21 protein-coding genes are annotated in these 22,888 nt (G+C 66.3%); 4 read left to right on the plus strand and 17 right to left on the minus strand.

Going from position 1 to position 22,888, the window contains the following annotated elements:
* Positions 1–4: 4 nt before the first annotated feature.
* The 4 genes from AMB_RS00675 (at position 5) to AMB_RS00690 (ending at position 4,532) form a co-directional block, all read left to right on the plus strand.
* Complete coding sequence (locus AMB_RS00675; protein ID WP_011382581.1) at positions 5–721, plus strand: SDR family NAD(P)-dependent oxidoreductase; 717 nt, start codon at positions 5–7, stop codon at positions 719–721.
* On the plus strand, positions 714–1,784 hold the full coding sequence (locus tag AMB_RS00680; protein ID WP_231848936.1) for an AroB-related putative sugar phosphate phospholyase (cyclizing): 1,071 nt from the start codon (positions 714–716) through the stop codon (positions 1,782–1,784). Before AMB_RS00675 ends, AMB_RS00680 begins: the two co-directional genes overlap by 8 nt.
* On the plus strand, positions 1,781–2,737 hold the full coding sequence (locus AMB_RS00685; protein WP_011382583.1) for a phosphoglycerate dehydrogenase: 957 nt from the start codon (positions 1,781–1,783) through the stop codon (positions 2,735–2,737). The genes AMB_RS00680 and AMB_RS00685 overlap by 4 nt, the downstream gene beginning before the upstream one ends.
* Positions 2,738–2,819: 82 nt before the next feature.
* Positions 2,820–4,532: an LIC12162 family transferase gene (locus tag AMB_RS00690; protein WP_011382584.1), complete on the plus strand. Its 1,713-nt coding sequence runs from the start codon at positions 2,820–2,822 to the stop codon at positions 4,530–4,532.
* Positions 4,533–4,559: 27 nt separating this feature from the next.
* Here the strand turns inward: AMB_RS00690 and AMB_RS00695 are convergent, their stop codons facing one another.
* From AMB_RS00695 to AMB_RS00775, 17 genes are all read right to left on the minus strand, one after another.
* Positions 4,560–5,504, minus strand: coding sequence for a Gfo/Idh/MocA family protein (locus tag AMB_RS00695; protein ID WP_011382585.1), 945 nt, complete (start codon positions 5,502–5,504; stop codon positions 4,560–4,562).
* Positions 5,482–6,543 carry an NAD-dependent epimerase/dehydratase family protein gene (locus tag AMB_RS00700; RefSeq protein WP_011382586.1) on the minus strand — a complete coding sequence of 354 codons (1,062 nt, stop codon included), beginning with the start codon at positions 6,541–6,543 and terminating at the stop codon, positions 5,482–5,484. The genes AMB_RS00695 and AMB_RS00700 overlap by 23 nt, the downstream gene beginning before the upstream one ends.
* Positions 6,543–7,787, minus strand: a complete 1,245-nt coding sequence (locus AMB_RS00705; protein WP_011382587.1) for a class I SAM-dependent methyltransferase — start codon at positions 7,785–7,787, stop codon at positions 6,543–6,545. Before AMB_RS00705 ends, AMB_RS00700 begins: the two co-directional genes overlap by 1 nt.
* Before the next feature lie 4 nt (positions 7,788–7,791).
* The gene (locus AMB_RS00710; RefSeq protein ID WP_011382588.1) at positions 7,792–8,271 is read right to left on the minus strand and encodes a cupin domain-containing protein; all 480 of its coding nucleotides are present in this window, start codon (positions 8,269–8,271) and stop codon (positions 7,792–7,794) included.
* Between the two features lie 12 nt (positions 8,272–8,283).
* Positions 8,284–8,991 (minus strand): glycosyltransferase family 2 protein, encoded by a 708-nt coding sequence (locus tag AMB_RS00715; RefSeq protein WP_011382589.1) that lies wholly within the window; start codon positions 8,989–8,991, stop codon positions 8,284–8,286.
* 144 nt (positions 8,992–9,135) lie between these two features.
* Positions 9,136–11,334 carry a hypothetical protein gene (locus AMB_RS00720; RefSeq protein WP_011382590.1) on the minus strand — a complete coding sequence of 733 codons (2,199 nt, stop codon included), beginning with the start codon at positions 11,332–11,334 and terminating at the stop codon, positions 9,136–9,138.
* Positions 11,331–12,308 (minus strand): glycosyltransferase family 9 protein, encoded by a 978-nt coding sequence (locus AMB_RS00725; RefSeq protein WP_043743040.1) that lies wholly within the window; start codon positions 12,306–12,308, stop codon positions 11,331–11,333. The genes AMB_RS00720 and AMB_RS00725 overlap by 4 nt, the downstream gene beginning before the upstream one ends.
* A 3-nt stretch (positions 12,309–12,311) precedes the next feature.
* On the minus strand, positions 12,312–13,583 hold the full coding sequence (locus AMB_RS00730) for a nucleotide sugar dehydrogenase (protein WP_043743041.1): 1,272 nt from the start codon (positions 13,581–13,583) through the stop codon (positions 12,312–12,314).
* Between the two features lie 79 nt (positions 13,584–13,662).
* Entirely contained in the window at positions 13,663–14,922 is a 1,260-nt protein-coding gene (locus AMB_RS00735) for a glycosyltransferase family 4 protein (RefSeq protein ID WP_011382592.1), read from the minus strand.
* A complete protein-coding gene (gmhB, locus tag AMB_RS00740) occupies positions 14,904–15,452 on the minus strand; it encodes a D-glycero-beta-D-manno-heptose 1,7-bisphosphate 7-phosphatase (protein WP_011382593.1) in 549 nt (182 codons plus the stop codon). The genes AMB_RS00735 and gmhB overlap by 19 nt, the downstream gene beginning before the upstream one ends.
* Positions 15,449–16,744 carry an RsmB/NOP family class I SAM-dependent RNA methyltransferase gene (locus AMB_RS00745; RefSeq protein ID WP_011382594.1) on the minus strand — a complete coding sequence of 432 codons (1,296 nt, stop codon included), beginning with the start codon at positions 16,742–16,744 and terminating at the stop codon, positions 15,449–15,451. The genes gmhB and AMB_RS00745 overlap by 4 nt, the downstream gene beginning before the upstream one ends.
* Positions 16,745–16,832: 88 nt before the next feature.
* Positions 16,833–17,786, minus strand: coding sequence for a UDP-glucuronic acid decarboxylase family protein (locus AMB_RS00750; RefSeq protein WP_043743043.1), 954 nt, complete (start codon positions 17,784–17,786; stop codon positions 16,833–16,835).
* 64 nt (positions 17,787–17,850) lie between these two features.
* Positions 17,851–18,891, minus strand: a complete 1,041-nt coding sequence (locus tag AMB_RS00755) for a glycosyltransferase (RefSeq protein ID WP_011382595.1) — start codon at positions 18,889–18,891, stop codon at positions 17,851–17,853.
* A gap of 5 nt (positions 18,892–18,896) precedes the next feature.
* Positions 18,897–19,652, minus strand: a complete 756-nt coding sequence (locus AMB_RS00760; protein WP_011382596.1) for a glycosyltransferase family 2 protein — start codon at positions 19,650–19,652, stop codon at positions 18,897–18,899.
* A complete protein-coding gene (locus AMB_RS00765; RefSeq protein ID WP_011382597.1) occupies positions 19,649–20,800 on the minus strand; it encodes a glycosyltransferase family 4 protein in 1,152 nt (383 codons plus the stop codon). The genes AMB_RS00760 and AMB_RS00765 overlap by 4 nt, the downstream gene beginning before the upstream one ends.
* 12 nt (positions 20,801–20,812) lie before the next feature.
* Positions 20,813–21,508 carry a polysaccharide deacetylase family protein gene (locus AMB_RS00770; protein WP_083763402.1) on the minus strand — a complete coding sequence of 232 codons (696 nt, stop codon included), beginning with the start codon at positions 21,506–21,508 and terminating at the stop codon, positions 20,813–20,815.
* 100 nt (positions 21,509–21,608) lie between these two features.
* Entirely contained in the window at positions 21,609–22,838 is a 1,230-nt protein-coding gene (locus AMB_RS00775) for a DUF2478 domain-containing protein (RefSeq protein ID WP_043743045.1), read from the minus strand.
* Between the last annotated feature and the right edge of the window lie 50 nt (positions 22,839–22,888).

Here is a 22,888-nt window from a genome sequence, read left to right on the forward strand (position 1 = left end):
CGCCATGACCTCCCTGGCCGGCAAGCTCGCCCTGGTCACCGGCGGCACCCGCGGGATCGGGGCCGCCATCGCCGCCCGTCTGCTGGCCGATGGGGCCAAGGTGATGGTTACCGGCACCCGCCCCGGCGGTGAAGGACCGGCGGGCAGCGGCTATCTGGCGGTGGATTTCGCCGACGCGGCCGCCACCACGGCCTTTGCCGAACAGGCGGCCGGGCTGGGGGTGGATATCCTGGTCAACAATGCCGGGATCAACAAGGTCAGCCCCTTCGCCGAGATCGACCCCGCCGATTTCGCCCGCATCCAGCAGGTCAACGTCACCGCGCCCTTCCTGCTGGCCCGCGCCGTGGTGCCCGGCATGCAGGCCAAGGCCTGGGGTCGCATCGTCACCGTCAGCTCCATCTGGGGCCGCATCTCGCGGGCCGGACGTGGCGCCTATTCCGCCAGCAAGTTCGCGGTGGACGGCTTGACCGCCGCCCTGGCCGCCGAGGTGGCCCAGTTCGGCATCCTGGCTAATTGCGTGGCGCCCGGCTTCATCGATACCGAGCTGACCCGGCAGGTGCTGGGCGAGGACGGCATCAAGGAGCTCACCGCCCAGGTCCCGGCCCGCCGCTTGGGGCGGCCGGAGGAGATCGCCGCCTTCGTCGCCTGGCTGGCCGGGCCGGAGAACTCCTATATCAGCGGTCAGAATCTGGTCATCGACGGAGGCTTCACCCGTGTCTGAGTCCATGACCATCGCGTCTCACAAGGGGCCGTACCACGTCCAGTTCGACGAGCAGGGGCTGGAGCGCCTGAACGCCGCCGTTCCCGCCGACGCCCATTTCATCATCGATGCCCGGGTGGCCGAGCTTTACCGCGAGCGCATGGGTGCCATCCTGGCCCACCACTCGGTGCTGCTGATCGAGGCCGTCGAGCCCAACAAGTCGCTGGAATGCTTTCCCGCCTATGTCCAGCATCTGGTGGCCAAGGGCCTGCGCCGCGATCACCTGCTGATCGCCATCGGCGGCGGCATCATCCAGGACATCACCTGTTTCCTGGCAGCCACCATGCTGCGCGGCGTCAAATGGCGATTCTACCCCACCACCCTGCTGGCCCAGTGCGATTCCTGCATCGGCTCCAAGTCCAGCATCAATTGCGGCGACGCCAAGAACATCCTGGGCACCTTCACGCCACCCAACGAGGTGGTGATTGCCACCACCTTCCTCGACACCCTGGACCCGCGCGAGGTGCGCTCTGGGATCGGCGAGATGCTGAAGGTCCACGCCATCAGCGGACCCGAGGACTTCACCGCCCTGGCGAGCCGGTATGACCGGCTGTTCACCGAGCGCGACGCCATGATCGCCACCATCCGCCGCTCGCTGGAGATCAAGAAGAGCTATATCGAGGTCGACGAGTTCGACCAGGGGCCGCGCCTGGTGTTCAACCTGGGCCATTCCTTCGGCCACGCCATCGAGGCGGCCACCGATTTCGCCGTGCCCCATGGCATCGCCGTCAGCATGGGTATGGACATGGCGAACTGGACCAGCTGGCATCTGGGAATCGGTACCGAGGCCCATTTCCGCACCGGCCACGGGGTGCTGGCCAAGAACTACGCCGGATACCAGGCCACGCCAGTGCCGCTGGACCGCTTCCTGGCGGCGCTGGCCAAGGACAAGAAGAACACCGGGTCGGGCAGCGTCACCCTGATCCTGCCCGACAAGGAGGGCAGGGTGTTCCGGGGCGTCCACGCCGCCGACGAGACGTTCCGGGGCATCTGTGCCCGCTATCTGGCGGAAGGCCGCTCATGACCGACACCACCACCCGCGTGGCCGTGGCATCGCGGTCGTTTTCCAAGCACCCGGTGCTGCGGGCCGAGCTTCAGGCCCGCTACGCCAACGTCACCTTCAACGATGCCGGCCTTTCCTTGAGCGGCGACGATCTGGTGGCCTTCCTGTTGGGCCACGACAAGGCCGTCACCGCCCTGGAAAAGCTGGACGAAGCCGTGCTGTCGCGCCTTCCCGATCTCAAGGTGGTGGGCAAGTACGGCGTCGGCCTCGACATGATCGATCTGGCCGCCATGAGCCGGCTGGGCAAGCGGCTGGGCTGGACCGGCGGCGTCAACCGGCGCTCGGTGTCCGAACTGGTGATCGCCTTCGCCATCGCCCTGCTGCGCCACATCCCCCAGGGCAACGCCCTGATCCGCGACGGCGGCTGGCGCCAGTTGATGGGCCGCCAGCTGAGCGAGCGCACCGTGGGCATCGTTGGCTGCGGCCATATCGGCAAGGATCTGTCGCGCCTGCTGAAAGCCTTCGGCTGCCGGGTGCTGGCCCACGATATCCGGGACTTCCCCGAATTCTACGCCGCCACCGGGGTGGAGAAGATGGATCTGGAGCCCCTGCTGGCCGAAGCCGACATCGTCACCTTGCATCTGCCCTTTGACGCCTCCACCAGGAATATTCTGTCGGCCGAGCGCCTGGCGCTGATGCGTTCCGATGCGATCCTGATCAACGCGGCGCGCGGTGGTCTGGTGGACGAGGCGGCGCTCCGGGTCATGCTGGCAACCGGCCGTCTGGCGGCGGCGGCCTTCGACGTCTTCGCCACCGAGCCGCCCGAGGACCGGGCGCTGATCGAATTGCCCAATTTTCTCTGCACCCCCCATGTGGGCGGTTCGGCGGAGGAGGCGGTTCTGGCCATGGGCCGCGCCGCCATCGCCGGGCTGGACGAGGCCCGCGATCCGTTGGACTACAAGGGGCAGGGTTGATGCGTGCATTGGTGCCGGCGGCCCGGGATCGAGACATATTCACCGAATCGGTGACGACCGTGACCGCGATCTGGCGGTACGGATGTTAGCCGTGCCGGCTGAGGGCCGCCTGATTCTGACCACAGTGCCGGATGACTTTGATCCGGCTCATGATGTGGCTCTTGGCCCGTGGTGCTTTGCCGGAGTGGAGAACCGGCATCCCGGCTGGGAAGACCTACCCTTCGCTGATCCGTTCCCAACGCAGGACAGTTGGGTGGAGGCCGATAGGAACGCCCGCCGTCTGGCTAGCGCCCTCGTCGCACCCTGGGCGGCTCGCCTCAATCGGCGGCACAGCCGGGAATACGGATTGGGCTTCTGGCGCGTTCTTCTGCTGAAGTGGTTGGCCATCTGCGTGCCCCCCCTGTGGCAGCGCTACTGCCAAGTCGACGCAGTCATCCGATTGCATGGCGAGCGGCGGCTAAGGGTGGAGTTGTGTGCCGACTGTGACCGGGATTGGCACATCCTCCAGACGGCTGGGCTCATCGAGAGCTTCGCTGACCCGGCGATCGATTTCCGCATTGTTTCGAAGATTGTGTCTCACCTGGCTCCACCAGCCTGGGTGCAGACCATTGTGGCCGCTCCGCCATGGCCCAGCCAGCCAGAAGCCAGATCCCCACTGGAAACCATGTCCGTGTTGCGCCGCCTGTTAGGGCGCCTGCCGGTGGATAGTGTTCCGGGGGCCTCGGCCCTTCACCGGATATTGCTGTCGGCATGGGTTGCCATGCTGCCTCGCCGGACGGCCCGGTGTTTCTACCGGGCGGAAGATGAAGGGGCTTTCGCCCTGTTTCCCCCCGTATTTCTGGAAATTCTGGGCCGGGTACTTGAGCAAATGCTGCCGGCGACCCTGCGAGGGGGGTTCTCTGACCTGGAGAGGTATGCGCGGGATTTCTCCTATCATCCCGGACGCCTGCTGGTCGACGCTCTGGATACCGAGGAGGATTATCGGCGAGTCGTGCAGGCCATGGCGCACGAGAAGGGTGAGCGGCTGGTCAGCGTGCAGCACGGCGGGGTCTACGGCACGGCCCGCGCCATGATGGTGGGGGCCGAAACCGAATATCCCTATCACGCTTTCCTGACCTGGGGATGGACGGCGCAGGAGGACTATGCCGGAAAATTTGTTCCCGCGCCGTCGCCTGATCTGTCGGCCGTGGTTGGGCGTCATCACGAACGGCAGGGTCGTTTGGTGATGGTCGGAACCGCGATGCTCGTACACGGCATACGGCTAGGCTGGCTACCCAAGCCACAGCACTATCTGAGCTACCGCAGATTCAAGCTGGATTTCCTGGCCGGTCTCGACCCGGTTGTCAGGGGCGCCGTCCACTACCGTCCTTACCGTCGCAAGCCGGAGGTCCTCAAGGATGAGGACTACCTGCGCGCCGTTTATCCCAATCTATTGCTGGTTGACGGCAATTTGAACGACGCCCTGCTGTCCTGTCGTCTGGTCGTGATTGACCATCCCGTCACGACCATGCTTGCCGCCATGGCCGCCGACACGCCGACGGTGCTCCTGTGGCAGGCGGAGGCTTGGCCGCTGTCCCGCCAAGCCGAGCCTCTGTTTCAGCGCCTGCGCGACGTGGGCATACTTCACCATGATCCCGCAACGGCCGCCGCCCATATCAACAAGGTGTGGTCGAATGTTCAGGGGTGGTGGCGGAATTCAGAGGTGCAGGCGGCACGACGTCAGTTCGCCGAACAATACGCCCAAGCGTCGCGCGCGTGGTGGTGGGACTGGTTGAAGGTCCTGGCCCGGCTATAGGGGCAATAGCTAGCCCGACTTTTAAATCTAACCGCAGGCCGCCAGCGCCCGCACCACCCGCAATCCCAGGTCCAGGGGACTGGGGCCGGGTCGGGGCGTGCGTACTGCCTGGGCAAACAGGCGAACGGCCCGCGCCAGGGGCATCTCGGAATCGATGGCCAGAGTATCGCCTTTGCCCGCGGGCCAGCCGAAGTCGGGACAGGACGGATGGCGGGTGAGCTTGTCGGCGGCCGTGTCGTCGAATAACAGCACGCCCCGCTCTCCGTGAACAGCGAATCGGCGGGCCTTGTCCATGGTGTTGCACAGGCGTATCCTTGCCTCGATTCCATCGAAGGCCAGGGTTAGGGTGACGTCGCCGGAATCGCCGCCCTCCTTCTCGCCCCGCGCCGCCCAGGCGGCGGAGACGCGGTTCGGATCGCGGCCCATGAGATCCAGGGTCTGGGCGATGTCATGGGCGCCCCAGTCCCACAGCATGGGAACCCCGCCCTTGCGATAGGGGCCGTGATTGCCGGCTTCGGAACGAATGGCCCGGATGGGGCCGATGGAGGTCAGGGCGGCCTTCAGCGCCGTCCAGGCGGGATTGAACAACTGGGTATGTTCCACCCAGACCATGGCCCCGGCTTCGCGCGCGGCACGGGCGATGGCGTCGGCCTCGCCCAGGTCCAGGGTCAGGGGCTTCTCAACCAGGACCGCTTTTCCGGCCGCGATGGCCGCCAAAGTGATCTCGGCATGGCTGGCGGGTGGTGTGGAGACGATCACCGCTTCCACCTCCGGGGCGGCAATGGAGGTACGCCAGTGGGCGTCCACCACGCAGCCGGGCGGTGCCAGAACATGGCTTTCCGGGTTGGAGCTGGCCAGACGCACCAACGCCGCGCCCGGCAGGCCGGCGATGGTGCGGATATAGTTGCGGCCCCAGCGCCCCGCCCCGATCAGGGCGAGGCGGACAGGGTCACTGCTCGCCGGTATAGACACCGTCGGCCCAGGTCAGGAAGCGGCGCAGGCCTTCGTTGAGGTCGACGCTGGGCTCGAATTTGAGCTGCAGCTTGGCCTTGCGAATGTCGGGGCAGCGGCGGTTGGGCTCGTCGGCGGGATAGGAATCCGGATACTCGATCACATTGTGGGCCACCGGCTTGCCGATCACCTCGGAAATGCGGTTGACCAGATCGACCATGGAGATTTCCGGCTTGGGATTGCCGATATTGTAGGCCTCGCCAGGCACGCCGCGCAGGATGACCAGCAGGAAGCCGACCATGGCGTCGGTGATGTAGCAGAAGGTCCGCGTCTGGTTGCCCGAGCCGTAGACGTTGAGCGGATGGCCGCCCTTGATGCGGTTGGCGAAATTAGGCAGCACCCGGTAGTCGGTCTCCTGCATGCCAGGGCCGAAGACGTTGAACGGGCGGATGGTGTTGGTCTTGGTGCCGTGCTCGCCGTGGAAGATGTAGCACAGCGTCTCGCCGACGCGCTTGGACTCGTCATAGCAGGCCCGCGGTCCCTGGCACGACACATGGCCGCGATAGCTTTCCGGGGTGGGGACGTGCTTGGGGTCCGGGTCGCCGTAAATCTCGGAGGACGAGAAGAAGGTGAAGCGGGCGTTGTGCTCCTGAGCCAGTTCCAGCATGCGGCGCGTGCCGGTGATGGCCACTTCCAGCGTCGCCAGCGGATGGGCACGGTAATAGAACGGGCTGGCGATACCGGCCGCATGGATGACGTAGTCGAGCGAGCCCTTCCACTTCAGCGGCTGAATGACGTCGTGCTGGATGAACTCGGTGTGAGGATACTCGGCGACATTGGCGCCTTCCTTGCCCGCCGTGATCAGGTTGTCGGCGGCGACCAGCTTAACCGGCTTCTTCAGGATGTGCTGGTTGAGATGGGCGAAGATCTCCATGAAATAGCGGCCAAGAAAGCCGCGACCGCCAGTCAGCAGCACGGTTTTGCCGGCGAAGTCCTGGGCGGTGTCGCCCAGGCGCTCGCAGATTTCAGCGATATCGGACTTCAGCAGAAACTCGGCCATCAGACGACCTCGACCTTGGGAATGGGGATGATGAATTTGCCGCCGCCAGAGCGGAAGGCTGCGTTCTTGTCGATGATGGCCTTGGCGAAGTTCCAGGCCAGGATCACCAGGTAATCGGGCTTCTTCGCGAAGCCGTCGGCCGACGACACCACCGGAATATGCATGCCGGGCGAGTACAGGCCCTGCTTCAGGGGGCTGTCGTCGATGATGAAGTCGACCAGTTCTGGCCCGATACCGAAATGATACATCAAGGTGGTGGCCTTGGCTGGCGCGCCGAAAGCACCGACGCGCTTGCCCGCAGCCTTGAGGGATTTCAGCACGGCGTTCAGTTCGGCGCCCAGCGCCTCGATATCGGCTGCGAATTTGGCGAGTGTGGCAGCCCTGTCCAGGCCCAGCCTTTCCTCCAGCGCCACCGCCTCGGCCACCGAGGCACCAACCGCGTGGGGGCCGCCCTTCAACTGGGCGATGCCGCGCAATGATCCGCCATGCGAGCCCACCCGAATGGCCTCCACCAGTTCCATGCCTTTGGCGGCGAAGAAGCGGATCAGCGGCTTGACCGAGTGATAGTCCAGATGTTCGTGGTAGATGGTATCGAACAGCGTGTTCTCGAACACGTCCACTAGGTAGGACACCTCGAAAACGAACACGCCGCTGGGGCTCAGAAGGCCGCGGACCCCATCCACCACGCCAGACAGGTCGTCGATATGGGCGAAGACGTTGTTGGCGGTGATCACCTCGGCCTTGCCGTGGGCGGCCGCGATCTCGGCCCCCTTGTCGGCGCCGAAGAAGCCGCAGATGGTGGGAATGCCGCGTGCGGTCGCTTCGGCCGAGATTTCCTGGGCGGGATCAATGCCCAGCACCCGCATGCCGGCCTTCTGGAAGAAGGACAGCAAGGTGCCGTCGTTGGAGCCGATATCCAGCACCAGACCACCCGCCACCGGCTTGAAGCGCTCCATGACGAAGGCGGCGTAATCCTCGAAATGCCTCACGAAGACCGGCGAGGTGCCCGAGACATAGACGTAGTGCTCGAACAGGACACGCGGGTCGACCACGTCCAGCAGCTGGACATGGGCGCAATCCTCGCAGAAGAACACGTCGAGGGGAAAGCGCTCCTGCTCCCTGTCCAGCTCCGAGGCCGGCACGAAGGCGTTGGCCGGCGGCGTGGGGACCAGCTTGACCACCTCGGTCAGGCGTTTGCCACCGCACAGGCGGCAGGTGGGGCGGCGGTGATGCTGGGTGCTCATGGGCTTACTTGTCGCCCGGCTTCCAGGAGGTCAGCCCCTCGGTGGCCAGCAGATCGATGCGCACCACGTCGGCCTCGTAGGCGGCCTGGTCGCGGGAATTGCGCGACAGTGTCAGGAAGGTGCAATCCTCGGGAAACACCATGCCGTGATCGACCATGGGCGGCGTGAACATCATCTCGCCCGCCTTGACGATCATGCGGGTGGGTTCCTCGGTGCTGCCCGTGGGACGGTGCCAGTATTCGATGGAGCCCGACACCACGTAGCAATAGTGCCAGTCGGTCTTGTGGTAGTGGTTGGCGCGAAGCGAACCCTTCTTGGACTCGATCAGGACGGCACTCTTCATCAGCCTATCCACCAGCGGCTGGATGGTGCCGCGGGCGTCGGTGAAGGCCTTATCCATCTTGACCACCCGGTCGAAGGCTGGCCAGCTGAGCTTTTCCTCTTCAGTGACCGGGTCGATGTCGTGGTAGTGGTCGTGGGACATGAAAGACGTCTCCTAGCGGACGAAGCGTTCGCGGATGATGGTGGCGAACACGGCGATGATGTGGTGGGCCTTGATCTTCTTGCCTTCGGCATAGGTGCGGCCATGATACGAGATGGGCGTCTCGTAGAACACCTTGCCCGCGGCCACGGCCTTGGAAAGAATTTCGGCGTGCTGCTCCCAACCGGCGGTGCGCAGGGCGGTCCCGTCCACCAGCGAGCGGCGATAGCACAAATAGCAGGAATAGATGTCGCTGAAGGTGGTGTTGTTCAGGACGTTGAACAGGAAGGTGATCGCCCAGTTGCCGATCTTGTGCCAGAAATAAAATACTCTGGTGTATTCTGGCGCGGCAAAGCGTGATCCCATCACCACGTCGGCGCCGAAATCGCGCACGGGCTTCAAGAGGCGGGCATAATCCTCGGGGTCGTATTCCAGGTCCGCGTCCTGGAACAGAACGAAATCGCCGGTGGCCACACCGAGCCCGGCCCTTACAGCCGCACCCTTGCCGCCGTTGGCCTGGTGCACCACCTGATCGTAAAGCTCGGGCCGCGCGTCGAGAATCTCGCGGGTACGGTCCTTGGAGCCATCGTTGACAACCACGATTTCCAGTTCGATGCCGGGAACGCGCTGGGCGCGAACCCGCTCGAGGACACCCGCAATGGTGGCTTCTTCATTGTAGGCCGGGACGAGGACGGTGATCCGGGTAGGCTTCGAATTCGGCACGGGTCTGCTATTCGTGTCAAGAGTACTGTGCAACCTGACTTCTAGCCCGGATGGCTCATTGTGGCAAGCGAGATGGCCCGACCCACCGCGGCCAAGGGCGATGACCGGCGCGGTGTTGCCACGCGACCGCGATGATGCGATCTGTCAGGGCGATCGGGCGGCGGCTAGGCCGCATTCCCGGGGATCCTTTGCCGTGGTGGCGACCAAGGGGCGCCGACCATAGCACAGGCTGACATGTCGGGAGCCGGCCGGGACGGCGATGGCGGTCTGGACTCCATTGGCCTCGGTAAAGGGGAGCTCCCTGCCATCGGCCCAGGCGCGAAAGTGCCGGGTGGCAAGGGCGTTGACCATCAGCACGCCTCCCTCGGGCGCATCCAGGTCCACCTCGAAGCCGTTGCGCACCAGATCAAAGCGGCCGACCGTCATGGAGGCATGGGCTTCGGCTTTTCCAAGAGCCATCGCATGGGCCGCGTTGAGTACGGCGACGCGGGCAGGAGCCGCCGCCGCGACCTCGGCGAGAAAGCCGGCGCTGCCGGCGGCGCTGCTGGTGGTCTGCAGCGCGGCTGCCGCCCAGACCCTAGGCAGCCGCCCGGGCAGGGCGTAGATATGCATCTTTCCCAGGTCAAAGATTCGCGACCACCTGTCGCGGTAATATTCCATGGGGGATACGCCGGAGCGGCTGGGCTTTTCCAACTGCGGACGGTCAGGCCCGTCCAGCAGCACAAGCCCTTGCCCCGTGACGGGCAGGGCGCTGACCAGATAGCCCACGTTGGCGGCGGCGAGAAGGGGCAGCGATACCATCTCTTCGACATGAACAACGCCGCCCCGCACACTCGCCCAGTCATAGCCGATTCGGGGGTCTGTGGGATCACGGGGATTCACGCCATTGACCCAATATCGGAAAAAGCGAGGGTCCATCAAATTCAGCCAAGCATCGAAATAGGGCAGGTTATAGGCCAATACGACTCCGGGCTCGGGCTGAAGATAGGAGGCGCGCAAAGACACCACCCGGGCGGGGTCCGAGGCATTGAACCATGTGGGATTCTTCAGGTTTGAAACGTGATAGTGAGCTTGGCCTGAACGATAAAAGAGATTGATCATCTGAAAGCCGACATTCCATCCCAGGATGGCAAAGGCGCCGACCAGGGCCAGGGCGGCGGGTAGGCTCTCCCCTCGGCCGATGACCCAGGGGACCAGGCCGTAACCGCGCCGCTTCCAGGCGATAATGGCTTGTGCCGCCACCAGGGTGACCGTACCGGTCACGCCGAAGGTGAAATAGCGGGTTCCAGAGTTGCGGATGCCGGCCAACCCGATCTCAGTCCAGGGAAACAGCAAGAAACCGGCGATGAAGAAGACCGGCAGAATCATGGTGATGAGGGCTCGCGGGACTTGCCTCGGGGCGGCAATGGCGAGAAAGGCGAGCGAGAGGGCAATTTCTAGCCCCAGCGGCCACGCCGTGTTGGTGAACATCGACAGATAGCCGACGATGGTGCCGTGGATTACGTCCAACGCTTCCGTGGAAACGGAGGACTGATCGCTCCCCCGCATGCTTTCTCCCATGGTCTGGAGCATTGCGTAGATGGATTCGCTCCAATTGACGCCGATGACGATACCGGCCAGGGCGATCCCTGCGAACGGGCGCCAGTCATAGCGCTTGGTCAGGATCATCGTGGCGACCACGGCGATGGAGATGGCCGGCGCCCCTTCGGTGGGAACCATCCACAGCCCCGCCATGACGGCATAGGCCAAGGCGCCGCCCCACCACCATCTGCGGCCGAGCCGCCCGACCAGGAGGTAAACACCGATGGGAATCAGGGACAGGGTCATCCCGGTGCTATAGGTCACCAGGATCATGCGGAACCAGAAGACCGTGCCGAAAGCCGCCAGGGCCAGCGAGGGCCGGCGGTCCAGTCCGCCGAGACGGCGGGCCAGAAGGTAGTTTCCGGCAAAGCCGAAGACACAGGTCAGGGCCTTGTGAACGGCGATGGCGATCCACAGCGGGAAATGGGCCATCAGAAAGCGTTCGGGCGAGATCAGCTCTCCGCCGATCAGGAACGATCCCTTGAGATCGGCGCCGGCGCCCAGCAGATGGGAGTACTGGCCGCCATCGGCGAAGTTGGCCACGTAATAGTGAAAGGGAACCAGCAGATCGCCCTCGTCATCCATCCAGAGATAGGAGGATGGGCCGAACGCCATGTACGGGAGGAGGAAGATCAGGACCCAGACGACCGGGAAGATCTTTGACGAACTCAGCCAGCCGGAGCCGGCTCTGGACGGGCGCAGGCCGTAGATCGCCACCAGCGACAGGATGACGGCGAGAATGATTGGCAGCTCGCTCTTCATATGGAAGTCTCCTGGCGCGTTTCTGAGTCCATCCCGGCCCGGAGCAACTCTGCTGTCGCCTCGGCCACGCGTTCAACCGTCAGGTCAAGCATCAGACAGTCAGGGCGGCGGTGGTTGAAATCGGGGGCGTGGCAGATGTCTTCGAACGAGCGCGGGCCGCGCACCGAGGCGCAACGGGGGCCGAAGGGGCCGTAGAACACCTCTGACGACGGGCCGAACAGCCCCAGCGTGGGCAGGCCCGAGGCGGCGGCCATGTGCATCAGGCCGGAATCGTTGCCCACATACAGGCTGGCCCGCTTGAGACAGGCGTGGAGGGTGGCCAGATCCACCTTGCCGATCAGGTCGAGGCGCCGCTCGACCGGAACGGCCTCGATCAACGGCTGGATGGCCGGGCGCTCGGCCTCGGCGCCGAACAGCGCGACCTTGGCTCCGGCCAAGATTCCTCCTTCGCCGGTCAGGCGGGTCGCCAACTGGGCGAAACGCTCGGCGGGCCACTGCTTGGGAGCCCAATTGGCCCCGGGACCCAGCGCCAGAATGGGGCCGTCGCCCATCAGCCTGGCGGCCTCGTCGTCCTGGGCGGGGGTGGACCACAGCACCGGCGCCAGCGGCCTGTCGAGGCCCAGCAGTGCCGAGAGATGCAGCAGCCGGTGCTTGGGCTCCCACGACGACTTGATGATGCGGCGCTTCAGTGTCGGCACCAGCCAGCCCAGGCCCGACCCGCGCAGGTCGATCACCTGATGCCAGAAGGTTCCGGCGGTCTGCCGCCACAGGTCGATCCAGTGGCCGGCGCGCTTGCGCTTGACCATGGGAATGACCCTCTCGACAAAGGGGGCCGAGGCGAACAATCCCGCCGCTGCCGCGCCACAGGCCACCGTGAAGCGGGCCTGGGGGTACTGCCCGGCGAGATGGGCCAGCAATCCGGTGGACAGCACCGCATCACCGATGCGGCTGGCGGTGATGAACAGGATGCGCAAAGACTACAGCCGCCACAGGCGGAGTGACTGCGGGATATCCATGCCGCGCCACATGCCCTTGACGTCGGCCACCAGCCCGTCGGGACGGACCAGGGTGGTGAAGCTCTCGCCTGAAAAGGCCACATAGGGCTGATGCGGCACGGCGCCCAGCAGGCAGTCATAACCGGCGGCGCCGTCCAGGCTGGGCATCAGGGTCTCGGAATATTCGTGCTCCGCCTCGGCCGGGTCGGCGAAGGGGTCGTGAACATCTACCGAGTGCCCCCGGGCGCGAAGGGCGCGGATCACGTCGACCACCTTGGAATTCCTGAGGTCGGGGACGTTTTCCTTGAAGGTCAGGCCCAGGACCAGAATGCGCGACGGACCGGAAAGCTGGGCTGACACCCGTTCCGCGATCCACTCGCCCATGCCGTCGTTGATGCGCCGCCCCGACAGGATGATCTCGGGGTGATGGCCGTTGTCCTGGGCGCATTGGGCCAGATAGAAGGGATCGACGCCGATGCAGTGGCCGCCCACCAGACCCGGCTTGAAATTGAGGAAGTTCCACTTGGTGGACGAGGCGTCCAGAACGTCGTAGACCGAAATCCCCAGCTTCTGGAAGATCATGGTGATTTCGTTGATGAAGGCGATGTTGATGTCGCGTTGGGCGTTCTCGATCACCTTGGCGGCCTCGGCCACCCGGATCGAGGCGGCGGGGAACACGCCCCCCGTGGTCACCGAGCCGTAGATCCGGGCCAGCAGTGCCGTCACCTCGGGGGTCTGGCCGGCGATCACTTTGGTGATGCGGTCCACGGTGTGTTCGCGGTCGCCGGGATTGATGCGCTCGGGGCTGTAGCCCAGGAAGAAGTCGGTGCCGCATTTGAGCCCCGAGTACTTTTCCAGCTCGGGGCCGCAGATATCCTCGGTGACGCCGGGATAGACGGTGCTTTCAAACACCACGACCGCGCCGTTCTTCATGGCCCTGCCCACCGTGCGGCAGGCCGACAGCACCGGCTTGAGGTCGGGGTAATTGCCGCTGTCCACCGGGGTGGGCACCGTGACGATGTAGACGTCCTGGCCAGCGATGTCGTCGGCCTTGGCCGACAGGCGCATGGTGCTGGCTCGCAGACGGGCGGTCTCCACCTCGCCGGTACGGTCCAGGCCCTTGTGCAGCTCGGCGACGCGGCCCTGGTCGATGTCGAACCCGATGGTGGGGAAGTGGCGGGCGATGGCCACGGCCAGCGGCAGGCCGACATAGCCCAGGCCGATGACGGCGATCCGCGACGACGGGGTGGACATGAACAAGGCTCCTCAAACACTTGGCAAAGGGGGTTGTGGACAAAGCCGCCCCCCCGCGTCAATCAAAAGATGGCCTGCCTCATCCCTCGATGGTGCCGGCCTCGGCCGAGCCCCGGCCTGCAACCACCAGTTCCAGAACCCGGATGAATAGATCGGCCTGACGCTGGCGGGTATGGGACGAGGCCGCTTCCAGGCTGGCGGCGGCCAGGGTCTTGCGCTCTGCGGCATCGTCGGCCAGACGGCGGGCGGCGGCGGCCAGGCCGTCCGGATCGGCGGCAGGTACGAACAGTCCGGCCCGGTCGGCCTCGACGATGTGCGAGGCCTCGCCCCTTGGCGCCACCAGCAGCAGCGGCAGGCCCATGCCCATGGCCTCGAACATCTTGGAGGGGATCACCTCGGCGAAGGCGGGCGAATCCTTGAGATGGATCAGCGCCACGTCGCACAGCGACCACACGGCGGGCATGCGCTCCTTGGGCTGGGGCGGGCCGAACACCACGTTGGCGAGACCGCGCCGGGCGGCCTCGTCCTTCAGCATCTGGCGCTCGGCGCCGTTGCCAACCAGCAGGAAGCGGATATGGGGCGCTGTGTCCTTCAGGCGCAGGGCGGCGTCCAGGACATTGATCAGGCCGTGGGCCATGCCGTGGGTGCCCACATAGCCGATGACGAATTTGTCCTTCAGGCCCCATTCGGCCTCCAGCGCCTCGTCACGCGGCCGGGGGGCATAGCGGGGCAGGTCGACCCCGTTGATCACCACGGCGATCTTTTCCGCCGGGATGCGCCGGGCGATCAGGTCGGCCTTGAAGGCCCGGGTCAGCGCCACCACGGCGGCCGAGCGGCGATAGAGGAACAGCTCCAGCGCCTCGATGGCGCGGATCACCGGGCTGTCCTTCATGGCGCCCACGGCGGTGATGGAGCGCGGCCACAGATCGCCCAGCTCGAACACGAAGGGCACGCGACGCACCGCCGCCAGCGCCCAGCCACCCACGGCGGCGAAGAATTGCGGACTGGTGGAGACCACCACGTCGGGCCTGGCCTCGAACAGCCCGGCGATAAAGGCCGACACCATGAAGGACAGGAAGTCGAGGATGCGCTTGGCGAAGCCCTCGTTGGGGGCGATGTAGGTCTTGACCCGCACCACCCGGATGCCGTCGACCACCGAGATCTGGCGCCAGTCGTTGCGCCAGCCCTCGAACAGCCTGCCGCCGGGGAAATTGGGGGCCGAAGTCAGCACCGTGACCTGATGTCCTGCCTTGATCCAATAAGCCGCCCGCTCCGAAACCCTGGTGGCGGCGGCATTGGTTTCCGGCGGATAGTTCTCGGTCAGGAAGAGGATGCGCATGCCAGCAGCTTCTCGATCACCGCGACGGCCTGGGGCAGGTCGTCGACCACGTGATCGGCCTTGGTGCCTTCGACGAATTTCGGGCCGTGGCCGGTGCGCACCAGGATGCTGACGGCTCCCACGGCATGGCCCAGTTCCACATCCACTTCCTTGTCGCCGATCATGAAGGCCTGGGCCGGGTCGAAATGGTGGTCGGCCACCGCCTGCTCCACCATGCCGGGCAGCGGCTTGCGGCAGGTGCAGTCGTCGGCGGGGCCATGGGGGCAGAGGTAAAGCCCGTCCACCATGGCGCCCTCGGCTTCCAGCAGGGTGTAGAGGCGGTCGTGAATCTGATCGAGACGCTCCAGGTCGAAATAGCCCCGCGCGATTCCCGACTGGTTGGTGACCACGGCAACGCCCAGGCCCAGCCTGTTCAGGCGACGGATGGCGCGCCCGACGCCGGGATAAAGCTCCAACTGGTCGGGATCGGACAGGTAGTGCTTTTCGACGTTGATGGTGCCGTCACGGTCGATGAGGACGAAGCGCTTCATGAAACCTTCTCCAAACGCGCCGCGAAGAATGCATCCATGCCGCCCTGCGAGGCAAGATGGCAGGGCAGGGTGCGCAGATCGCCCTCGGGGGTGATCAGTTCGGCCAGCCCGCCAACCTCCTCGGGGCGGATGGGGACGCGCCTGAGCGGCGCGCCTCCGGCCAGCAGGGCGGCGATCTGCTCCGGGCCTTCCTCCGCCTCCAGCGAACAGGTGCAGTAGACCAGGGTGCCGCCCGGCTTCAGCATGGGAATGGCCGCCTGCAGCAGGCGGGCCTGGACGCCGGCCAGCTTCATCACCTCGGCCGGGTTCTTGTGCCGGGCCACGTCCGGGTGGCGGCGCAGGGTGCCGGTGGCCGAGCACGGGGCATCCAGCAGGATGGCGTCGAAGGGGGCGGGCGGCGTCCAGGCGCCGGCATCGGCTTCCACCACCTTGGCCTTCAGGCCCAGGCGCTTCAGGTTGGCGGTAAAGCGCACCAGCCGCTTGGCCGAGCGGTCGAGCGCGGTGAGATCGGCTCCGGCGACGGCCAGTTGCAGCGCTTTGCCCCCCGGCGCGGCGCACAGATCGGCCACAGCCTTGCCCCTGACGTCGCCCAGCAGGCGGGCGGGCAGGGCGGCGGCGGCGTCCTGAATCCACCAGGCTCCGTCGTCGAAGCCGGGCAGGGCGGCGACCGAGCCGCCGGCGGCGCGGCGCAGCGATCCGGTGGGCAGGACCGAAGCCTCCAGCCGCTCGGCCCACAGGGCGGAATCGGCGGCCACCGTGATGTCCACCGGCGCCTCGATCAGATGGGCGGCGGCGATGGCGTGGGCGCCGTCCTCGCCATAGGCCTTGACCCAAGAGCGCCACAGCCATTCCGGCGTGTTGAGCAGCCCGGCATCCTGGGCGGCCGCCAGATCGCGGCCCTCGCGGTCCAGGCGGCGCAGCACCGCGTTCAGCAGCTTGGCGAAACCGGCCAGCTTGGAGCCCTTGACCAGATCCACGGTGGTGGAGATGGCGGCATGGGGCGCCACGTCCAGGAACAGCAACTGGCAGATTCCTAAGCGCAGCGCGTGTTCGGCCCCGGCGGCGCCGGCCCGCATGGGCTTGTCCAGGCAATGCTCGATCAGGGTGTCGATCTGGCCCAGCCGTCTCAGCGTGGTGCCCAGCAGCATGCGCACGAAGCCGCGATCGCGGTCTTCCAACCGGGATAGGCGGGAATCGTCCAGCACGTCGTCGAGCAATCGGCCCTTGTCCAGCACCATGGACAGCAGGTCGACGGCGATGGCGCGCGGTGAGGTGGAGGAGGCTCGCTTCATGGGGCAACCCTTACCCCATCCATGCCCGTCGAGCAAACGGAAGCCGGTTCCATCGGATGCCGAGGCGGCGTGTCCCAGCGATGGTGGCTCACTCGGCAATCTTGCCCTTGAAATAGGCGATGGTCTTTTCCAGGCCCTGCTCCAGCGCCACCTTGGGCTCCCAGTCGTTCAGCACGGCCTTGGCCTGAGTGATGTCGGGTTTGCGCTGCATGGGGTCGTCGGCGGGCAGCGGCTTGTAGATGATCTCGGACTTGGCGCCAGTCATTCGGACCACCAGTTCGGCCAACTGGCGGATGGTCATCTCGCGCGGGTTGCCCAGGTTGATGGGGCCGGTGATGTCGTCGGGGCTGTTCATCAGGCGGATGAAGCCTTCGATCAGGTCATCCACATAGCAGAACGAACGGGTCTGGCTGCCGTCGCCGTAGAGCGTGATGGGCTGGCCCTGCAGCGCCTGCATGATGAAATTGGACACCACGCGGCCATCGTCGGGATGCATGCGCGGGCCATAGGTGTTGAAGATGCGCGCCACCTTGATGCGCAGGCTGTGCTGGCGCCAGTAATCGAAGAACAGCGTCTCGGCGCAGCGCTTGCCCTCGTCGTAGCAGGCGCGCGGGCCGATGGGATTGACGTTGCCGCGATAGCTTTCCGGCTGGGGATGCACATCCGGATCGCCATACACCTCGGAGGTGGAGGACTGGAAGATCTTCGCGCCCACCCTTTTTGCCAGGCCCAGCATGTTGATGGCGCCGTGCACCGAGGTCTTGGTGGTCTGCACCGGGTCGCGCTGGTAGTGGATGGGGGACGCCGGGCAGGCCAGATTGAAAATCTCGTCCACTTCCACATACAGCGGGAAGGTGACGTCGTGGCGCATCATCTCGAAATAGGGATTGTCCAGCAGATGCGCGATGTTGGCCTTGGTGCCGGTGAAGAAGTTGTCGACGCACAGCACGTCGCAGCCTTCCGCCAGCAGCCGCTCGCAGAGGTGGGAGCCGAGGAAGCCGGCGCCGCCCGTGACCAGAACCCGCTTGCGATCATACTTCATGGCACCCGTTCCCCCGCTTTCTGCGTCTTGAAACTTCGTAGGACAAAGGCCCCACGAAAGCAAGCTACCCCAACCGGCCGATGCGCTCGAACTCGGCCGCCGCCTGATCCCAGTGCCAGCTTCGCTGTTTCACCAGGCAGGCCAGATGTAGACGCCGCCACAGGGCGTCGTCGCTGAGGATGGCCACAGCATGACTGACAAAGGTTTCCTCATCCTTCACGCAATAGCCGGTTTCTCCCTCGATCACCCGTTCTCTCATGCAGGCGATGTCCTGCAGCACGGCGGGCACACCCATGGCCTGGGCCTCGGCCACCGCCGAACAGAAGGTCTCGCCGATATCGCCGCGATAGAGCAGGGCGCGGGCGGCGGCCAGTTCATCCACCAGCTGGGTCTTGGGGACGGGGCCGCGCAGCACCACGTCGTGGGCCGCCATGGCGGCGGCCTTGTTCAGCACCACGCCCATGCGGTCGGCCTTGGCAGCGCCGGCGGCGCCATAGGTGGCGGTGCCGGCGAAGACGTGCAGTTCGGCGTTGGGCACGGCCGGGCGGATGCGTCGCTCCCACAGGTCCAGCAGCCAGTCCAGGCTCCGCATGGGATTGGAGGTGAACACCACCCGGGGCGGCGGCGGCTCGGTGCGCGGCGTGGCGTGGCAGAACAGGTCGGTCAGGCCGTATGGCACGGTTTCCCGGCCGCCGGCCATGGCGAAGGACGGATAGGTGGAGGCGTGGCTGGCCCCGGAGAACACGATCACCGGCAGGCGCAGCGCCAGCTTCCACTGATAGCGCCACTTCAGCAGGTAGCCGGCGGGATTGTGAATCCAGAAGATGGTGCGCCTGGCCTTGGGGCACAGGCGGATCAGCTTGTCGCCGCGATTGGCGATGTAGAGATCGGCGCTGTCGGGCACGCCCTGGGACAGGGGGCGCCAGGTGACGCCCCTGTGGACCCGTTCCGCCTCGCACTTGTTGCAGACCAGCACCTCGTGGCCGCGCGCCGCCAGGGCGTTGGCCATCTCGATGAACGAAGTCTCGGCCCCGCCCAGCGGCCGTTCCTCCAATGTGGCGCCGTCGAAGCTGATGCCGTCGTCGGTCATGACGATGCGGGCCATGGGCGCTATTCCTTCTCGTACTTGGCTTTGAAGTGGGACAGCAGGGGATAAAGCCCGGCGCAGATGGCGATGATCAGGCCATAGCCGCCTTCCCGCCAGCCGCCCCGCCGCACATAGCATTTGAAGAAGCGAGAGAACAGCCGGCGGATATTGGAGGCGGTGGAGCCCCAGGTTTCGCCACGGTCGCGCAGGTCGCGGGCCTTGGCGGTGGAATAGGAATCCAGGCGCCGGATCATGTCCGAGATGTTCTTGTCCACGTAGTGGTCCAGCCGGTTGACCAGCATGGGGCCTTTCCTGCCCCGCCAGACCAGCGAGGGGTGGACGCGGTCGCGGCCCCAGGTCTTGGCGGCCTTGCGGAACAGGCCGGGATAGGCGGCCTTGCCGTAAGAGGCGCCCCAGCCGTGGCGGACCAGACGGTCGCCGATGTGATTGTCCACCAGGATCTCGTGCCAGTCGAAGGGCGACGTGGCGATGACCCGGCGGATTTCCTCGGCCAAAGCGGGGGGGACGTGCTCGTCGGCATCCACCTCCAGCACCCATTCGGTGTCGCAGGCGGCAATGCCGGTGTTGCGGCGGTCGCCCTCCAGGTCCCAGCGCCCCTCGACGATGCGGGCTCCGAAGGCCAGGGCGATGTCCTTGCTGCCGTCGGTGCACTTGTCGAGCACCACCACCACCTGGTCGGCGAAGCGCAGCTTCTCCAGGCAGGCGGGCAGGCGCTTTTCCTCGTTGCAGATGACCACGAGGGCCGTCAGGGAGGTCATGCGCCGACACCCTTGAAGCGGGGCAGGAAGCGCTTGCGGGCGTGGGCCTGGGCCGTGCGGTAGACCTCCAGGGTCTGGTTCATGCGGTTGTCGAAGCGCATGTCCTTCTCCGCCAGTTGCCTCGCGGCGGCGGCCATGCGGGCGGTGGCTTCGTGGTCGGTCATGACGCGGGCCATGGCCTCGGCGAGGCGAACGGGGTCGGCGGGGGGAACCAGCAGTCCCGTCCGGCCGTCAAAGACGATTTCCGGAACGCCGCCCACATTGCTGGCCACCACCGGCTTGCCCACGGCGAAGGCCTGGACGGCGACCCGGGGCTGGGCTTCGGTCAGCGAGGGAATCACCACCGCGTCGCCCATCTGCATCAGTTCCGACACGTCGTCGCGATAGCCGGTGAACACCACCTGGCCACTCAGCCCGGCAGCCTCCAACTGCGTGTGCAGGCCGCGCTCGTAATCGGCGCATTCGGCGGTGGCCGAGCCGACGATCGCCAGCATGGGGGACAGGCCCTTGTCCTTGAGCAGGGCCAGGGCGGCCAGCAGATGGTCCTGGCCCTTGTCGGGGCGGATCATGCCGACGCAGACCCAGGCATAGGCTTCGGCGGGAATGTTCAGCGCGGCGCGCAGGCGGGCGCGGGTGGCCACCGGATCGGGCAGGTCGAAGAAGCGCTCGTCCGCCCAGCCGCCGATGGAGACCGAGCGCTTGGCATCGGCCAGCCCGACCTCCAGCAATTGGCTCCGGGTGCATTCGGCCACGGTGATCAGCCAGTCCGCACCCAGCCGCCATTGAGCGCGGCGAATCATGCCGCCCTTGAGCGGCTGGTTGACGTGGCGCGAGCGCACTACCGCCACCAGATCCAGGCAGGCGGCGGCGGTTTTGGCGTCGCGGGTGACGTGGGTGTCAACCACCTCGACACGTTTTTCGATCAGCAGCCGGCGAAAGCCGCGCACGGTGGCGGGCTTCCACGGGCGGTCGAAGTCGAAGTCGATCACCGGCAGCCCGGCGGCCTCGGCCCGCTTGTAGGATTCGCCGTCCGACGGCGAGGCCAGCCACACATCGTGGCCATGGGCCTTCAGCCAGCGCACCTGTTCCATGGTGCGGTGTTCCATGCCGCCCCAATTGCGTCCCGGAATGGTGTGGAGAATGCGCAAGGATTTCCTCTCTCAGACCAGGATGAAGCGTCGCCACCATGCCTGAGGCGGGGGCGGCGGCAGGGTGACGCAGCGCAAGCGGCGGGCTTGGAGGCCCTCCAGCAGCAGCCGCAGCATGGCGATGGTGACGGCGGGCTTGAACTGGGCGCCCGGGCGCTCGTTGATGGGCTGGTCGTGCATCAGGAGGATGCCGCCGGGCAGGCGGGGATCGGCCAGCAGGCGCTCCACATCCCTACGGCACTCGGTTTCCACGTCCTCGGGCGCGGCGCAGCGGGTTGAGGTCATGTGGTCCTCGGTGCTGGGGCCCCAATGGACCAGGGCGCAGCCCGGCTTCCACGCGGCCAAGGCCCGGTGGATGCGCGCCGAGCGCCGCCCGCCGTTATAGGGCAGGCGCACCAGATAGGGCTGGGGCGTCGGGCGGTGGCGGGCCAGCAGGGCTTCGCAGCGTTCCATGTCGTCGAGCAGGCGGGAGGTGGGCTCGCGGTCGAGGCGCACATGGTCCCAGCCATGGGCGTAGACGGCGTGGCCGCGCCTGACCGTCTCGGCCAACAGGGCGTCCTGCGACACCGCGCGGCAGCCGCTCATAAAGAAGGTGGCCTTGGCATCGAAGCGGTCCAGCAGGTCGAGCAAGGCCGGCGTGCTATCAGGCATGGGGGCATCGTCGATGGTGATCGCCACCGTGCCCCTATCGGCCAAGTGCCGCATCATCGGCCGCCACGCCCCCAGTGACCAGGAAATCCGCAATCGCTGTCCGTCCGCTTGTTGTGGCGATCGAAGTATCAGGAATCCGCCATCTCGAACAGCCTGATCATGGGGCCGGGCGGCGGAGGGTGGCCTGGCGGCTGAATCGCTTCAGATCCTTGGCGCCCCCGCCCTCGGCCACGGCACGGGCCAAGCCGTCGGGGTCCTGGGCGATCAGCCCCGAACTGACCTCGACGCCATAGCTCAGCAGGCGCTCGGTCAGCGGCGCCCCCGGCCCCACCAGGGCCACCCGGGCGAAGCGGGCCAGATGCAAGAGATGGGGCGCCGAGCGGTTGGCCAGGGTCGACGCGGTGATGATCACCGCCTCGGCGGCAGGCAGCAGCCACTCGGCGGCCTGTTCCGGATATTGGCCGGGGCCGGGCTTGCGGTCGACGATCTTGGCGCCGGGCAGGCGCTCGGCGATGCCGGGAAAGGCGCCGATCACCACGGTGCCGCCACCCTTGACGCCAAAGCTTTCCAGGCCGTTGCCGCCCGGAAGCTCGAGGTCGTAGCGATTGTAATGGGCGTTGCAGGCGGCCATGCCTAAGGCCTGATCGAAGGCATTGGCGGAATGGACCAGCCCGGCCAGGGCCTTTAGCCCCGCCTGGCCCCGTCGGCCCGCATCGGGGGCGGCGTTGCAGCCCGGCGTGCCGCGTTCCGGCGTCTGGGCCAGTCCGACGCCGGTCGCGGTTTCCACCATGGTCCAGTTGAGCCCCACCACCACCCGCTTGACGGCGCAATCCTCCACGCCGTTGGCGAGGTCGGCGTAAAGCCGCCCCGGTCCCCACCAGCGCCACAGCGCCGCCAGGGAGGGGGCGATCAGCTCGGTCTGGCCGCCGGTGAACTCCGTCCATTCCTCGATCAGCACGCCGGGCACGGCGGTCAGCACCGGCACGCCCTCGGCCACGGCGGCCAGCATGTCGCCGGCCAGCCCTTCGCCTTCCATCTCGGACTTGGAGAACTTGTTGATGAACAGCAGGTCGGCATGGCTTTCGATGGCGCGGCGCACCGAGCCCGAGGCCTCGGCCAGGGCCTGGGAATCCAGGATGCAGGCCTTGGACGCCTTGCCCAGGCTTTGGCCGATGGACAGCTTCCGGCCCGTATCGATCTCGGTCACCGTCATGTCGGTCTTGCGGCCCGTCTCGTCGCGGAGCGTGTCCTGCAGCAGCCCACCCAGGCGAAAGCCCCGCGCCGCCAGCTGGGCGGCGAATTCGGCCAGCAAGGCCTCGGGCGGCTTGCCCGGCGGGTAGATGACCGCGCCGATGGCGGGCTGGCTGGATTGCGGGGCGGAAACCATGGGGGCACTCCTAAGCCTTTTGCCGATGTCTTGACCAACGCCAAGACTCG

The organism is Paramagnetospirillum magneticum AMB-1 (assembly GCF_000009985.1).
Taxonomy (GTDB): domain Bacteria; phylum Pseudomonadota; class Alphaproteobacteria; order Rhodospirillales; family Magnetospirillaceae; genus Phaeospirillum; species Phaeospirillum magneticum.

Excerpts from the sequence above, each read along its gene's own strand:
- AMB_RS00710 (WP_011382588.1), bottom strand. The coding sequence starts at position 8,271 with ATGTCCCACGACCACTACCACGACATCGACCCGGTCACTGAAGAGGAA.
- AMB_RS00730 (WP_043743041.1), bottom strand. The coding sequence starts at position 13,583 with ATGTCCACCCCGTCGTCGCGGATCGCCGTCATCGGCCTGGGCTATGTC.
- AMB_RS00760 (WP_011382596.1), bottom strand. The coding sequence starts at position 19,652 with ATGACCTCCCTGACGGCCCTCGTGGTCATCTGCAACGAGGAAAAGCGC.
- AMB_RS00750 (WP_043743043.1), bottom strand. The coding sequence starts at position 17,786 with ATGAAGTATGATCGCAAGCGGGTTCTGGTCACGGGCGGCGCCGGCTTC.
- AMB_RS00775 (WP_043743045.1), bottom strand. The coding sequence starts at position 22,838 with ATGGTTTCCGCCCCGCAATCCAGCCAGCCCGCCATCGGCGCGGTCATC.
- AMB_RS00675 (WP_011382581.1), top strand. The coding sequence starts at position 5 with ATGACCTCCCTGGCCGGCAAGCTCGCCCTGGTCACCGGCGGCACCCGC.
- AMB_RS00700 (WP_011382586.1), bottom strand. The coding sequence starts at position 6,543 with ATGGCCGAGTTTCTGCTGAAGTCCGATATCGCTGAAATCTGCGAGCGC.
- AMB_RS00685 (WP_011382583.1), top strand. The coding sequence starts at position 1,781 with ATGACCGACACCACCACCCGCGTGGCCGTGGCATCGCGGTCGTTTTCC.
- AMB_RS00690 (WP_011382584.1), top strand. The coding sequence starts at position 2,820 with ATGTTAGCCGTGCCGGCTGAGGGCCGCCTGATTCTGACCACAGTGCCG.
- AMB_RS00770 (WP_083763402.1), bottom strand. The coding sequence starts at position 21,508 with ATGATGCGGCACTTGGCCGATAGGGGCACGGTGGCGATCACCATCGAC.
- AMB_RS00720 (WP_011382590.1), bottom strand. The coding sequence starts at position 11,334 with ATGAAGAGCGAGCTGCCAATCATTCTCGCCGTCATCCTGTCGCTGGTG.
- AMB_RS00755 (WP_011382595.1), bottom strand. The coding sequence starts at position 18,891 with ATGGCCCGCATCGTCATGACCGACGACGGCATCAGCTTCGACGGCGCC.
- AMB_RS00735 (WP_011382592.1), bottom strand. The coding sequence starts at position 14,922 with ATGCGCATCCTCTTCCTGACCGAGAACTATCCGCCGGAAACCAATGCC.
- AMB_RS00705 (WP_011382587.1), bottom strand. The coding sequence starts at position 7,787 with ATGAGCACCCAGCATCACCGCCGCCCCACCTGCCGCCTGTGCGGTGGC.
- AMB_RS00745 (WP_011382594.1), bottom strand. The coding sequence starts at position 16,744 with ATGAAGCGAGCCTCCTCCACCTCACCGCGCGCCATCGCCGTCGACCTG.
- gmhB (WP_011382593.1), bottom strand. The coding sequence starts at position 15,452 with ATGAAGCGCTTCGTCCTCATCGACCGTGACGGCACCATCAACGTCGAA.